Source organism: Bacillus cereus group sp. N31, from assembly GCF_016483245.1.
In the GTDB taxonomy this organism is placed as follows: Bacteria; Bacillota; Bacilli; order Bacillales; family Bacillaceae_G; genus Bacillus_A; species Bacillus_A toyonensis.
In genome coordinates, this window is record NZ_JAEHCH010000001.1 from 139540 (window position 1) to 153774 (window position 14235).

A 14235-nucleotide genomic window follows, 5' to 3' on the forward strand; every position below is an offset into this window, starting at 1 on the left:
AGAAGAGAATGAACGCTCTTTGAGGTGAGGAAATGGAGCATATTCAAAATTCATTTACAAAATTAATGGAAAATGAAAATTTTAAAAACAGATATGAAGTATTAAAGGCGGAAGTGATGGCACATCCGCGTGTGAAAGAATTTATAGACGAGCATAAAGGCGAAGTAACAACTTCTATGATTGAGCGCAGTCTTGTGAAGTTATATGAATATATTGGACAATGTGTAGGTTGTTCAGATTGTCCGGATCTAGGGACATGTAAAAATATGCTGCAAGGATATGAACCGAAGCTCGTTATCCAAGGTAAGATGATTGATATTCAATACGATCGTTGCATTAGAAAAGTAGCATATGATGAGAGAAAAAAATATGAAAAACTCGTTCAAAGTGTATATATGCCAACGGATATTTTACAGGCGACTATGGAAAATTTAGACCCTTCAGAGTTAAATGCACGTATTGATGCAATTGGTGCAGCGAATGAATTTTTAAGCACATATGAACCGGGTAAAAAAGTACAGGGGTTATATCTTTACGGTAAATTTGGTGTAGGGAAAACATATCTTTTAGGGGCGATTGCGAATGAGCTTGCTCGAAAGAAAATAAGTTCCATGCTCGTATACTTCCCAGAATTTTTACGTGAAATTAAAAGTTCGATTCAAGATAATTCAATTGGAGAAAAGATTGATGCGGTTAAACGGGTACAAGTTTTAATGTTAGATGATATCGGAGCGGAAGCGATGTCTAGTTTCGTACGTGACGATGTACTCGGTGCAATCTTACAATTCCGTATGCTAGAAAACTTACCAACGTTCTTTACGTCTAATTTTGATTTCAAACAGTTGGAACATCACTTAACGTATACACAGCGCGGTGAAGCAGAAGAAATGAAAGCGGCCCGTATTATGGAACGAATTAAATATTTAGCGAAACCAATTACAATCGGTGGGAAAAACCGCCGTCATAAGTAAAGAGCAAGCTGAGAAGCTTGTTCTTTTTTGTTTTGAATGCTTTTCAGCGTAGTCGAATTGTAAAACGAACAGTTCTTATTGAAAATTCATAGTAGCTTGTATCATTTTTTTCTCCCTCCCTTAATATATATAAAATTAGCAAGCCATATCGAGTGGATTTTCTAACGAAAGGAAATGCAATTCTACTAAGAGTGAACTTCCACGGGCCAAACTCTTATAGGATTTGTAACGTATAGATACAATCCTTTAGAGCGGGGATAAAAGGGGGGACAAAAGTGATTGAAATTTGCTTCGAAGAAAAAAATGATGCTATGTACGTATATAAACAACTACTGAAAAGGGCGGAAGTGTTATATAAAGAAACGAGTGTGTATTTACAGGAACAAAAAGTTGTAATTCACATACCAGTATGTGAATCACACTATATTGAAAAGATTTTATTGCCAGTCATGGTATATTTCATTGTGAATGTGAAACAAAATGAGTGGATTTATACAATTTTAAAAGAAAAGTTTTTTTATGAAGAACAAGAAGAGTGTCATCAAATATTGCATATAGCACAAGAAGTTTTAAAGGGAAGAAGAAAAGGGGTTGCTCGTGAGTTAACACGTTACACATTTGAATCGTATATTAAGTCTTCTTTAAATAATTGGCTTTGTGATCCGCTCTCATTCTCGTTTTCATCATATGTTCGTTTTCGTCTTCGTACATATAGGGAAATGGTAGCTAAGCTTACTGAAGTGGCAATTGATGAGTATAAGATGGAACAAGAATATCAAATGTTCATTGAGACGCTCCGGCAACAAGTTAGTAATCGAAAGTCACGTTTGTCCTGTATGCATCTTATTTTTGATGAAAGTTTTATTTTCTATGATGATAAAGGTAGACGTTTAAAACAGGAGAAATTGGTCCAATATATAGATGAAGATTTGCTAAAGCAAAAAGATGTATATATTGATACAAAAGTAATTGCACCACTTCTTTCTATTTCACCGAAAAAAATCTATTTGTATACGAAAGAACAAGACCATAATATGATTATTACTTTGCGAAACGTATTTCAAGAACGGATACAAATACACGGATTACATGAGTTTGAACGCAATGTGAAAAATTTAAAAAATAAAGGTAACGCCCTTGATTTTCTAAGTTTTTGAGCATATAATTACCTACATAAATGAAATATATTGAAATGTCATGATGAGGACATGAGTAGTTTTCTACGATTTTCAGAGAGGGAAGCCTTAGGGTGTGAGCTTCCTAGTACGGGATTATTACTTACCACCTCTAAACTTTAGCAGTGAACGATTTTTTTAGTAATTGCTAACGGACAACACCGTTATGTTGAACTTGAGCAATTAACAATCATGTTAATTGGAACAAGGGTGGAACCACGAATTCAACACTCGTCCCTTTTTACGGGATGAGTGTTTTTTATTTTGAGAAAAAGAGGAGTGACCAGTGATGGCAGATGTAGTTAAAATTACTTTCCCTGATGGAGCTGTGAAGGAGTTTCCAAAAGGCGTAACAACTGAAGAAATCGCAGCTTCTATTAGCCCAGGCTTAAAGAAAAAAGCTGTAGCTGGAAAATTAAACGATGAGATGATCGATCTTGTTACACCAATCGAAGAAGATGGTGCAGTTTCTATTATTACATTAGATTCAGAAGATGGCTTATACATTTTACGCCATTCAACAGCCCACCTTTTAGCACAAGCGTTAAAACGTTTATATAAAGATGCTAAGCTTGAGCTTGGCATTGGTCCAGTAATTGAAAATGGCTTCTACTACGATATTGATATGGAAGAAGCAATTACAGTTGAAGACTTCAAGAAAATCGAAAAAGAAATGCAAAAAATCGTGAACGAGAACTTAGAAATCGTTCGTCATGAAGTACCACGTGCAGAAGCACTTCGTCGTTTTGAAGAAATCGGCGATGAGTTAAAATTAGATTTAATTAACGATCTTCCAGAAGATGCAGTTATTTCAATCTATGAGCAAGGCGAATTCTTCGACCTTTGCCGCGGTGTTCACCTTCCATCTACAGGAAAAATTAAAGTGTTTAAATTATTAAGCGTTGCAGGTGCTTACTGGCGCGGCGATAGCAATAATAAAATGCTACAACGTATTTACGGTACTGCATTTGTTAAGAAAGCAGAATTAGATGAGCATTTACGTATGCTTGAAGAAGCGAAAGAGCGCGATCACCGTAAATTAGGTAAAGAATTAAAATTATTTACTAATAGCCAAAAAGTAGGACAAGGTTTACCACTTTGGTTACCAAAAGGTGCAACGATCCGTCGTATTATCGAGCGTTACATCGTTGATAAAGAAGCAAGCTTAGGCTATGATCACGTATACACTCCAGTACTAGGAAGCAGAGAGCTATATGAAACTTCTGGTCACTGGAATCACTACCGTGATGGTATGTTCCCATCAATGGAAATGGATAATGAAGAGTTAGTTCTTCGTCCAATGAACTGCCCTCACCACATGATGGTTTATAAAAACGATATTCACAGCTACCGTGAATTACCAATCCGTATTGCGGAACTTGGAACAATGCACCGCTATGAAATGTCAGGTGCGTTATCTGGATTACAACGTGTACGCGGAATGACTTTAAACGATGCGCACATTTTCGTACGCCCAGATCAAATTAAAGAAGAGTTAAAACGTGTTGTAAACTTAACTCTAGAAGTGTACAAAGATTTCGGTTTAGAGAACTATTCATTCCGTCTATCTTATCGTGACCCAGCAGATACTAAAAAGTACTATGCTGATGATGAGATGTGGGAAAAAGCACAAGGTATGTTAAAAGAAGCTATGGATGAAATGGGTCTTGATTACTACGAAGCTGAAGGTGAAGCGGCGTTCTACGGTCCAAAACTTGACGTTCAAGTTCGTACTGCTCTTGGAAAAGACGAAACACTTTCAACTGTACAATTAGACTTCTTACTTCCAGAACGCTTTGAATTAGCTTACGTTGGTGAAGATGGAAAACAACATCGTCCAGTTGTAATTCACCGTGGTGTTGTATCAACTATGGAACGTTTCGTAGCATTCTTAATTGAAGAATACAAAGGTGCATTCCCAACTTGGTTAGCTCCAGTTCAAGCGCAAGTAATTCCAGTTTCTCCGCAAGTGCATTTAGACTATGCGAAGAAAGTACAAGATGAATTGCGCCGTGCTGGTATTCGTGTTGAATTAGATACTCGCGAAGAGAAAATTGGTTACAAAATCCGTGAAGCACAAATGCAAAAAATTCCGTACATGCTTGTAGTAGGTGACAATGAAGTAACTGAAAATGGCGTAAACGTACGTAAATATGGTGAACAAAAATCAGAAACAATCGCATTAGATGCTTTTGTTGACATGATTAAAGTAGAAGGAAAAAGATAAGAAAGAGCCGCGGTATACCGCGGCTTTTCTTTTTAATATAAAAGAGAAAAACTAGAAAAAATAACCATGTAACTCTTATCATAAAAAAGTATTGCATGTATGCTAGTTGTTTGTTACAATATTTCTTGTTGTTAGTAAAACACATCGCGTCTTCTTGACAGACGTCATGTCCTATGATAAACTCATCAAGGATAATAGAATATTGTTTTGTGGAACAAGTAGAAGCACCCGCTTCTCACCTGATGGACGCATTCGCAGTTAGCAGGTAAATGTATTTCTTACTTAAGATTTTACAAGTGTGGGTGTCGTATGCCCGCACTTTTTTTGTCGGGTTCTATGACTACAAAATATGTTCTGAGAAAACCTTGGAGGTGGCTTACTATTAGCAAGGATATGATGATTAACGAGCAAATTCGTGCACGTGAAGTACGTTTAGTTGGCGCAAATGGCGATCAACTTGGAATCAAGTCTCGTAATGACGCTTTAGACTTAGCTGCAAATCTTAATCTTGATTTAGTATTAGTTGCTCCAAATGCGAAACCGCCAGTATGCCGCATTATGGACTACGGTAAATTCCGCTTTGAGCAACAGAAGAAAGAAAAAGAACAGCGCAAAAATCAAAAAGTAATTAGCATGAAAGAAGTTCGTTTAAGTCCAACAATTGATGAACACGACTTTAACACAAAACTTCGTAATGCTATCAAGTTTTTAGAGAAAGGCGACAAGGTTAAAGCGTCAATTCGCTTTAAAGGACGTGCCATTACTCATAAAGAAATCGGTCAACGTGTTTTAGATCGCTTCTCAGAAGCTTGTGCTGAAGTTAGTACAATTGAATCTAAGCCTAAAATGGAAGGACGTAGTATGTTCTTAGTTTTAGCACCGAAAAACGATAAGTAATAGATAGAGGAGGAAATACCTATGCCTAAACAAAAAACTCATCGCGGCGCTGCAAAGCGTTTCAAAAAGACTGGATCAGGTAAACTGAAACGTTCTCACGCTTACACAAGCCATTTATTCGCTAACAAATCTACAAAAGCTAAACGTAAACTACGTAAAGCTGGTGTAGTAAGCGCTGGTGACTTCAAACGCATTCGTCAAATGCTTGACAACTTAAAATAAGTTCGGCTGATATATAGAACAATTAGGAGGTAATATTATGCCAAGAGTAAAAGGTGGTACAGTTACTCGTCAACGTCGTAAAAAAGTTATAAAATTAGCAAAAGGTTACTACGGTTCTAAAAATACATTATTCAAGGTTGCTAACCAACAGGTTATGAAATCTCTAATGTATGCATTCCGTGACCGTCGTCAAAAGAAACGTGACTTCCGTAAATTATGGATCACACGTATCAACGCAGCAGCTCGTATGAATGGTCTTTCTTACAGCCGCTTAATGCACGGTTTAAAAAATGCTGGCATCGAAGTTAACCGCAAGATGCTTGCTGACTTAGCTGTTCATGACGAAAAAGCTTTCGCTGAATTAGCAACAGTTGCAAAAAACAACATTAACTAATTAATTAGTTGAAACCTTAGAAGAATTTTCTTCTAAGGTTTTTTGTTTGTTTTCAAAGAGAAGTTTGAAGTGAATGAAGCTCTAAAGATTTATGGAAGCATCGTTATCGATATGACAAAATCAACATAAAAACTATAGCGATATAGAAGAATATGCATATGAAGTCAGGAGAATTCTCCTGGCTTTTTTCAATTATGCTCGTTTGGAAAGAAGAGTATCTTTCCTAGCCGAAACGACACTGCTATAATGGAAAGATGATATGGAACTTTCATCAGATGAACAATATACGAGCGATGACTGAAACGTATTTGTAAATTAAGGACAAGCTATTTTATAAAGAGGTAGATAGCTGACTTATTCATAAGAACTGAAACATAATAATGAACTTTGAGATGAAACAACATTGTTGCATAAAATGCGATGTTGGAGGAGGACAATAGAATGGACTTACTACAACTATTTAAATTACAAAAAGAATTAGATGACCGTATTGCAAAAGAACATGACTTACAACCGAAAAAGTTGTTAAAAGAAAAAATGCTAGCTCTTCTTGTAGAAATTGGAGAACTTGCAAATGAAACACGCTGTTTTAAATATTGGAGCAATAAACCAGCATCAGAACGTGAAGTAATATTAGAAGAATACGTAGATGGTTTGCATTTTATTTTATCAATCGGAATCGATTTAGGTATTGATAAAAACTTCTTATTCTATAAATGTGCACAAACGAATAAAACACAAGTGGAAATTTTCTTAGACACATATGCGAAAGTAATTCGTTTTACAGATCAACCATCTATCACGAACTATATTGAATTATTTACAAGCTATCTTCGACTTGGACAAGCACTTGAATTTGAACAAGAAGAAATTGAAAAAGCGTATTTAGATAAAAATGAAGTAAATCATCAGCGTCAAACACAAGGATACTAATTTAATTTTTGAATATTTCAATTTCCTTTTGTATAATAAGGTGACTGAAGAAAAAGGAGGGTGTTGGCAATGACAAAATTAGACGCGACATTGACAATGCTAAAAGAGTTAACAGATGCACGTGGTATTGCTGGTAACGAGCGTGAACCACGTGAAGTAATGAAGAAATATATTGAGCCGTTTGCGGACGAACTTTCTACTGATAATTTAGGAAGTTTAGTTGCGAAAAAAGTTGGGGAAGAAAACGGCCCGAAAATTATGGTTGCAGGTCATTTAGATGAAGTTGGCTTTATGACTACGCAAATTGATGACAAAGGCTTCCTTCGTTTTCAAACAGTTGGTGGCTGGTGGTCACAAGTTATGCTTGCACAGCGCGTGACAATTGTAACGCGTAAAGGAGATGTAACAGGTGTAATTGGTTCAAAACCACCACACATTTTACCTCCAGAAGCTCGTAAAAAGCCAGTTGATATTAAAGACATGTTCATCGATATCGGTGCTTCTAGCCAAGAAGAGGCAATGGAGTGGGGCGTACGACCAGGAGATCAAGTTGTACCTTACTTTGAATTCCAAGTGATGAAGAATGAAAAAATGTTACTTGCAAAAGCATGGGATAACCGAATCGGTTGTGCGATTGCAATTGACGTATTAAAACAATTAAAAGATGAAAAACATCCAAACGTTGTATACGGCGTTGGAACTGTACAAGAAGAGGTTGGTCTTCGTGGTGCAAAAACATCTGCGAATTATATCAAACCAGATATCGCGTTCGCAGTAGATGTTGGTATCGCTGGAGATACACCGGGTGTAACGTCAAAAGAAGCGCAAAGTAAAATGGGCGATGGACCGCAGATTATTTTATATGATGCTTCTGTTATTGGACATACAGGTTTACGTGATTTCGTAGTTGATGTTGCTGACGAACTACAAATTCCATACCAATATGATTCAGTAGCTGGCGGGGGAACAGATGCAGGTGCGATTCACATTTCTGTAAATGGTATTCCGTCTATGGCAATTACGATTGCGACACGCTACATCCATTCGCATGCGGCAATGTTACACCGTGATGATTATGAAAATGCAGTGAAGTTAATTGTAGAAGTTATTAAACGTCTTGATAAAGAGGCTGTACATAACATTACATTTAATTAATAGAAAAAAGCGAAGGAGAATCTCCTTCGCTTTTTTATGTGTTAAAAAGGTCTTTCTAATCCTGCGGCAGTATGGGCCCCTAAAATAATTAAACGAGTTAATTGCATGGCCATAAAATGCGGGGTATATATCATCCCTCTTTTTAACCATGACATAATCATCCCGATGTGAGCCCCTGTCACATAACTAATTAGAATATCACGAGGAACCATAAGATTTTTATCATTTGGTTGTGAAATTGATAAGCTTAATGTTAAATGCGTTTGTATTGTTTTCATCATTTTATAAGAGTAGTTTCCTGCAGCTTTATCCCCGAGCATAACATTATAGAAGTTCACGTTTTCTGCGATGTGTTCGAACAGAGCCAAAAATGTTGGATGTGGTGAATCGAATGTAAGTTGAAAATCCTCTTTATTTTTATTTTTCGGTTTGATTACTTCTGCTAGCTTCTCTAACATTTCTTCAATGCTTTTGTCTAATAAGTCGTATTTATCATGGTAATGGCTATAAAATGTAGCGCGATTTACAGGAGCGCGTTCTGCGATATGTTGAACAGTTACATTTTCAAACCCTTTTTCGCCTACTAAAGCGACAAAAGCATCCTGTATGAGTTGTCTCGTCCGCTTTACACGTGGATCATTTGTATTTTTAATAGACATTTTACTTCTCCTCGTTTCATTTTATACACTTAAACAACAAATCGTTATTATATTGTTGTTTAAGCGACATTTCATACTTAAATTGTCGGTTGTAGATTCGAAATAATTATTTATAATTATAAACGATAGTCCTTTAGAAATCAGCACCACTCGCAGGTAGACGAAATCCGGTTTATGCTGCTGAAGGTGTGCTTTTTTTGTTTAAAGGTTAATATAATTAACAATTAAACAATATAAACAATAAGGATGTAAATAGTTTAGAAAAAAATTATATGCGATATAAGGAGAGGAATGCAATGAATCAGTTTCGAAGAATGGTGATTATCAACATTATCACATTAATTGTACTAGTTGGCGGCGGCATTGGCGGTTATTACTATTACAATCAAGCGGAAAACTATTTAAAAACAGAAAATGCAAAAATTGATGGAAAGGTAATTCCAATTGCTTCACCAGCAGCAGGTAAATTGACTGACTGGAAAGCTGAAGTAGGAAAAAACTACAATGAGAACGATAAATTAGGTGCTGTCACTGTAGCTGGAGCAAATGGGGAGCAAACAGTAGACGTAACAATTCCGCAAAACGCGACAGTTGTACAATCAAACGCAACGACAAATGCTTTCGTTGGAGCTGGTAGCCCAATTGCTTATGCATTTGATATGAACAATTTATGGGTAACAGCAAACATTGAAGAAACAGATGTTGACGATGTGCAAAAAGGTCAAGATGTAGACGTGTATGTAGATGCATACCCAGACACGACGTTATCAGGAAAAGTAGAACAAGTTGGATTAACAACAGCGAATACATTCTCTATGTTACCATCAAGCAACGCAACAGCGAACTATACGAAAGTAACACAAGTGGTACCAGTTAAAATTTCTTTAGATCATAGTAAATCAGTAAATATTGTTCCTGGCATGAATGTGACAGTTCGTATTCATAAGTAAGGGGGAGATGAGATGTCCTCAATTGCAATTGCAGGATATGCACTATTTTGTATAATCGTCTTCTTCCTTGTAAATCGTCTTTTACGAAAGAAAAAAACGAACGTGGGAGAAGAACAAGTCCCAGCCGTAAGTAAAATAGAAGTAAGTAAGGTAGAAACAGAAGAAAAAGAAATTGAACGAAAGCAAGAAACAGAAATTTCTAATGTAGTTGAGTTAGAAACAGGTAAGCAAGAAGAAGTAAAACAAGAAAAAGAAATGCCGAAAAAACAAACGTCTATGCCTATAGAGAATGTGAACGTAAAAGCAGTTGTAACAGTATTAATTCTCGGGATGTTCGTTTCTATTTTAAACCAAACGATCATTAACGTTGCATTGCCTCCGTTAATGAATGAATTTAATGTATCAACTTCAACAGCACAATGGTTAATTACAGGCTTCATGCTCGTAAATGGTATTTTAGTACCGATTAGTGCCTTTTTAGTTTCACGATTTACGTATCGTAAATTGTTCGTAGCGGCAATGTTATTCTTCACGGTAGGATCTATCATTTGTGCTACTTCAGGAAACTTTACAATGATGATGACGGGCCGAGTGATTCAAGCGGTTGGAGCGGGTATTTTAATGCCGGTTGGTATGAATATTTTCATGACATTATTCCCGCCTCATAAGCGAGGAGCAGCTATGGGATTACTAGGGGTAGCGATGATTTTAGCACCAGCTATCGGACCAACTGTAACAGGATGGGTAATTGAAAACTATAGCTGGAACTTAATGTTCTACGGAATGTTTGTGATTGGTTTAATTATTACTTTCCTATCTTTAAAATTCTTTACACTAGCTCAGCCGGTATCTAACACAAAGCTAGATGTATTCGGTGTTATTAGTTCAAGTATTGGACTAGGTAGCTTATTGTATGGATTTAGTGAAGCGGGAAATAATAGCTGGACTAGTGCAGAGGTTGTGATATCACTTATCATTGGTGTAGTAGGTATTGCAGTATTTATTTGGAGAGAGCTAACAACGGACAATAAAATGCTTGATTTACAAGTGTTTAAATATCCAGTATTTACTTTTACTTTAGTAATTAACGCAATCGTAACGATGGCATTATTCGGAGGTATGCTATTACTTCCAGTATATCTACAAAATATTCGTGGCTTTACGCCAATTGAATCTGGTTTACTACTTCTTCCAGGATCATTAATTATGGGGATCATGGGACCAGTAGCAGGTAAATTATTCGATAAATATGGCATTCGTCCATTAGCGATAATTGGATTGGCAATTACAACTTATGCGACATATGAATTTACAAAATTATCGATGGATACACCGTATAGCGTTATTATGACGGATTATATTATACGTTCAATTGGTATGTCATTCATTATGATGCCAATTATGACTGCTGGTATGAACGCGCTGCCGATGAAATTAATTTCTCACGGTACAGCAACGCAAAATACGTCAAGACAAGTAGCTGGTTCAATTGGAACAGCGATCTTAATCACACTTATGACGCAACAAACGACTGCTCACGTAGCGGATTATGGCAACATGTTAACAACGTCAAATCCAATTTTAGTTGATAAAGTACATGGTATGGGCCAAAGCTTAGCGGCTTTAGCTGGATCAGCTCAAGCGGGAGATGCGATGAGCACGCAACTACTATTTGGACAAATCTCAAAGCTATCTGCAATTAACGGTATTAACGATGCATTCTTAATTGCAACGATACTTGCGGGTATTGCTTGGGTGTTATCGTTCTTCTTACCATCAGGCAATAAACCAAATAGAAAAGCAGGGAATTAATTTCCCTGCTTTTTTGTGTTTTTTATGTAGTTAGATATAAAAGATGATAACTAGTTACAGAGCATAATCCTGTTATAACCAAAATCGTCCCCATAGAACGAATACTTGATATTTGTCTGCCGCTTATAATAGCTACTAGTCCAGCTAATGAGAAGAAGCACCAATATAAAGTTCCCGAAATTGGAACCATTCCCTCTAAATCTATTCCATAACCTATACAAATGATAGGAACAACGATAAGTGATATGCTAATTAAACCAGCTATAACGATAAGTGATTTTCGATATTTAATTCCGGCAGCAATTAAATAAATGCCAACGATGCCTTCACATAATAACAAAATAGGGGCTAAGATAAGCCAAATAAATAAACCGGTAGATTCCATATGTAATAACTCCTTAATGAATAAAATATGAATCAGGCATGGACAATAGCTGCAAACAGTCCTATTGAGAAAATAATGAGTCCCATGTTGCGTATACTCTTAATTTTTGAATGTACCCCATTCAATCCTGCTAATAAACCAGCTAGAGAGAAAAGCATCCAATATAGTACAGGTGGAATGTGAAGAACGTTCTCTCCATTGATACCTTTGTTTAAAAAAAGTAAAAGGCATTATAACGAATGAAAAGCAAATAATTCCCATTAAGGTAACAAGTAATTTCCGATGTTTAATTTCTGTTACCATTAAAAAATACCACCAGCAATCCCGCATAGTAAGAGAAGTGGCGTAAAAAGCATCCAAATAATACTGAATATATGTAAACTCTTTTATGTGAATTAAGTTATATTTTACTACATGAGGTTTATTTTGGATATTATTAATAAAATCGAAAAATAGTTATTGGCGATTTGAAAAGCTAGAGGATAGTATAACGAAAATTATACTGACGCCTGTCCTAACTTCTGGTGAAGAGGGGGAAAAGAAAACGAATTATCGAAAAGTGCTAACAGAAGAGGAGTTTGAAGTTGTTATAAAAGAGTGAAAGAGGTATCGTGATGATACCTCTTTTTAACTTAAGAATGCTAACATATTATTCATAATATGAAATAATATAGCTGGAATAATGGATTTTGTTTTTTTGCATAAAATAGCCATTAATAATCCCATGAAGAAAGTAATTACCATTACCCCAAGTGAGTATGTATGAGCGATACCGAAGAAGAAGCTTGTTATGATGGCTGCAATCCAAAATGGAAAGCGCTCTGAGAAGAAGCGAAGTATAAAGCCACGGAAAATAAGCTCTTCAAAAATTGGTGTAAGTATAGCGAAACCGAGAAGTAATAATATTTGATATTGCTTAAAAACGTCTAAGTTTAATGCGGAAGATTGCTGCTTTGTTGCGTCTTGGAACATATAATTTAACAAGATGTAATTGATTAAAATGTTTATAGCGAAGAAAAGAAGTAAGTATACGTATGTACGCCATTCTTTAAGTGCTTTAAAGTTAAATGATTGTAGTAGTAATTTTTTTGCGGGTTCGAATTTAAAAATGAAGAATAACAACACGGCTAGTTGTAATACGATACTTGCAGTATTTGCGATAGATTCATACAGGGCGATTTGTTTTTTATCTGTAAGACCAGCTGTATAAATTGTTAAGGGCATTGCGAGGAACACAGTAATAAGTCCAGTTCCGAAAAAAGCGAATAAAATGGAGCTAATAAATTGTCCCCATGACATAGAGTATTTCTGTTCATTAGAAAGTTGTGTAGCAGGTTGCATTTGTGAAATCACCTCTTTATATTTATATATTTAATTATAAAGTGTTTCATTTTTATATGTAACATTTAAATATTACATATAAAGGTGTATTTTCCATAAAATAATAAAAGAGGTATCACCCTATAGTGATGCCTCTTTCTCATTGATAACTATGTTCTGCCTTGTTATTTGATTTTGATTGCTCTATTTGCAATTCACGCTCTACCAATCGATCTAACTGCTGAATTGCTTTTAGTGCTTTTTCATAAGAGATAGTTCGATAGTGGTGTGCGCCGCCTGGTTCTTCGTCTGCTTCATCTGCCCACTTAATAATGTTTTGTAGAGGTGTTCTTTCAAGTGATTGTTCTACTAGGAAAGAATCAGTATGCAATAGAATTGCAACAGAAATTTCTTTGGCTTGCTTCGGATGTTCGCCTAATCGGATTAATAACTTATGAGCTCTTTCCGCTCCTTTAATTGCATGTATATCATTCTTTTTATATAAGTCATAGTCCCATTCGCCGCCTGTGTACCATGTATGATGTCCGATATCGTGAAGGAAACCGGCTTTTGTCGCAGCATCGACTGAGGCGTGATGCTTTTTGGCTAAGTGAAACGCATGGTAAGCGACAGCAATCGCGTGGACCATTCCAGAACGATTTACGTATTTTTGGGTAATGTGGTGTTTAAAAATTTGTTCAAGCGTAATACGATGCATAAAACATTCACTCCTTTTATCTAATGGTGTCTGTGAAGAAAATCGATCGGTTTAAATGTATTTTGAACATTGTACTCCATCCGGATAGCGTTAGTAAAGTAGAAATGTTTAGGAGAAGAAAAAATTTTTCGCAAAAAAATCACCTTGGCTTATGCGAAGGTGATTTTCAAATTGCTTATTTTTTTAATCCTTGCTCTAGCGTTTCTAACATTTCGTGCTTTTCATTTTCATCAGCGTTTTTCCAAATGACTTCGAATAAAACACCAAGACCTGGAAGCATTTTTTCTTCACCGCTTTGAATTGCATCGACAATCGTTTCTTGTAATTGATCTTGTGAATTTCCAGATACATTCGCTAATACAGCACCACGTAAATTAAAACTCATTGCTTTCACCTCTTCTTCAGAATTGAAACTGA

The 14235-nt window shown here is 36.0% G+C and carries 15 protein-coding genes, 2 pseudogenes and 2 other annotated features; of the genes and pseudogenes, 11 read left to right on the plus strand and 6 right to left on the minus strand.

Annotated elements, in window-relative coordinates; all coding sequences use genetic code 11:
* Nucleotides 1–32: 32 nt before the first annotated feature.
* The 8 genes from dnaI (at nt 33) to JDS81_RS00805 (ending at nt 7974) form a co-directional block, all read left to right on the plus strand.
* Nucleotides 33–971 carry a primosomal protein DnaI gene (dnaI, locus tag JDS81_RS00770; protein WP_000400118.1) on the plus strand — a complete coding sequence of 313 codons (939 nt, stop codon included), beginning with the start codon at nt 33–35 and terminating at the stop codon, nt 969–971.
* 275 nt (nt 972–1246) lie between these two features.
* A complete protein-coding gene (gene ytxC / locus JDS81_RS00775; RefSeq protein WP_000569632.1) occupies nt 1247–2128 on the plus strand; it encodes a putative sporulation protein YtxC in 882 nt (293 codons plus the stop codon).
* Nucleotides 2129–2159: 31 nt separating this feature from the next.
* Nucleotides 2160–2388, plus strand: a binding site (T-box leader).
* Between the two features lie 47 nt (nt 2389–2435).
* A complete protein-coding gene (thrS, locus tag JDS81_RS00780; RefSeq protein WP_000786073.1) occupies nt 2436–4373 on the plus strand; it encodes a threonine--tRNA ligase in 1938 nt (645 codons plus the stop codon).
* A gap of 210 nt (nt 4374–4583) precedes the next feature.
* Nucleotides 4584–4704, plus strand: a sequence feature (ribosomal protein L20 leader region).
* 62 nt (nt 4705–4766) lie between these two features.
* Nucleotides 4767–5270 carry a translation initiation factor IF-3 gene (gene infC / locus JDS81_RS00785; RefSeq protein ID WP_000973214.1) on the plus strand — a complete coding sequence of 168 codons (504 nt, stop codon included), beginning with the start codon at nt 4767–4769 and terminating at the stop codon, nt 5268–5270.
* Nucleotides 5271–5291: 21 nt separating this feature from the next.
* Nucleotides 5292–5492, plus strand: a complete 201-nt coding sequence (gene rpmI, locus JDS81_RS00790) for a 50S ribosomal protein L35 (protein ID WP_001125945.1) — start codon at nt 5292–5294, stop codon at nt 5490–5492.
* 37 nt (nt 5493–5529) lie between these two features.
* Entirely contained in the window at nt 5530–5886 is a 357-nt protein-coding gene (gene rplT, locus JDS81_RS00795; RefSeq protein WP_001138362.1) for a 50S ribosomal protein L20, read from the plus strand.
* A gap of 441 nt (nt 5887–6327) precedes the next feature.
* The gene (locus JDS81_RS00800) at nt 6328–6819 is read left to right on the plus strand and encodes a dUTP diphosphatase (protein WP_000365050.1); all 492 of its coding nucleotides are present in this window, start codon (nt 6328–6330) and stop codon (nt 6817–6819) included.
* A 69-nt stretch (nt 6820–6888) separates the two neighbouring features.
* A complete protein-coding gene (locus tag JDS81_RS00805; RefSeq protein ID WP_097952295.1) occupies nt 6889–7974 on the plus strand; it encodes a M42 family metallopeptidase in 1086 nt (361 codons plus the stop codon).
* Between the two features lie 41 nt (nt 7975–8015).
* Here the strand turns inward: JDS81_RS00805 and JDS81_RS00810 are convergent, their stop codons facing one another.
* Nucleotides 8016–8633, minus strand: a complete 618-nt coding sequence (locus JDS81_RS00810; RefSeq protein WP_097952297.1) for a TetR/AcrR family transcriptional regulator — start codon at nt 8631–8633, stop codon at nt 8016–8018.
* 296 nt (nt 8634–8929) lie between these two features.
* Between JDS81_RS00810 and JDS81_RS00815 the strand changes: the two genes are divergently transcribed.
* Both JDS81_RS00815 and JDS81_RS00820 read left to right on the plus strand, forming a co-directional pair.
* Nucleotides 8930–9583, plus strand: a complete 654-nt coding sequence (locus tag JDS81_RS00815; protein WP_001071409.1) for an HlyD family secretion protein — start codon at nt 8930–8932, stop codon at nt 9581–9583.
* 12 nt (nt 9584–9595) lie between these two features.
* Nucleotides 9596–11395, plus strand: coding sequence for a DHA2 family efflux MFS transporter permease subunit (locus tag JDS81_RS00820; RefSeq protein ID WP_000094770.1), 1800 nt, complete (start codon nt 9596–9598; stop codon nt 11393–11395).
* Between the two features lie 22 nt (nt 11396–11417).
* On the opposite strand, the gene JDS81_RS00825 is transcribed toward JDS81_RS00820, so the two are convergent.
* Together JDS81_RS00825 and JDS81_RS00830 are read right to left on the minus strand one after the other, a co-directional pair.
* Nucleotides 11418–11780 carry a hypothetical protein gene (locus JDS81_RS00825; RefSeq protein WP_000446230.1) on the minus strand — a complete coding sequence of 121 codons (363 nt, stop codon included), beginning with the start codon at nt 11778–11780 and terminating at the stop codon, nt 11418–11420.
* A 13-nt stretch (nt 11781–11793) separates the two neighbouring features.
* Nucleotides 11794–12154: pseudogene (locus JDS81_RS00830) on the minus strand (ammonia permease).
* A gap of 62 nt (nt 12155–12216) precedes the next feature.
* Between JDS81_RS00830 and JDS81_RS30880 the strand changes: the two are divergent.
* Nucleotides 12217–12381: pseudogene (locus JDS81_RS30880) on the plus strand (DUF4179 domain-containing protein); the annotation flags it as partial.
* Between the two features lie 26 nt (nt 12382–12407).
* Here the strand turns inward: JDS81_RS30880 and JDS81_RS00835 are convergent.
* The 3 genes from JDS81_RS00835 to sspI form a co-directional block, all read right to left on the minus strand.
* The gene (locus tag JDS81_RS00835; RefSeq protein WP_097952299.1) at nt 12408–13121 is read right to left on the minus strand and encodes a CPBP family intramembrane glutamic endopeptidase; all 714 of its coding nucleotides are present in this window, start codon (nt 13119–13121) and stop codon (nt 12408–12410) included.
* A gap of 139 nt (nt 13122–13260) precedes the next feature.
* On the minus strand, nt 13261–13818 hold the full coding sequence (locus JDS81_RS00840; RefSeq protein ID WP_000554798.1) for an HD domain-containing protein: 558 nt from the start codon (nt 13816–13818) through the stop codon (nt 13261–13263).
* Between the two features lie 175 nt (nt 13819–13993).
* The gene (gene sspI, locus JDS81_RS00845; protein ID WP_000009509.1) at nt 13994–14203 is read right to left on the minus strand and encodes a small acid-soluble spore protein SspI; all 210 of its coding nucleotides are present in this window, start codon (nt 14201–14203) and stop codon (nt 13994–13996) included.
* Between the last annotated feature and the right edge of the window lie 32 nt (nt 14204–14235).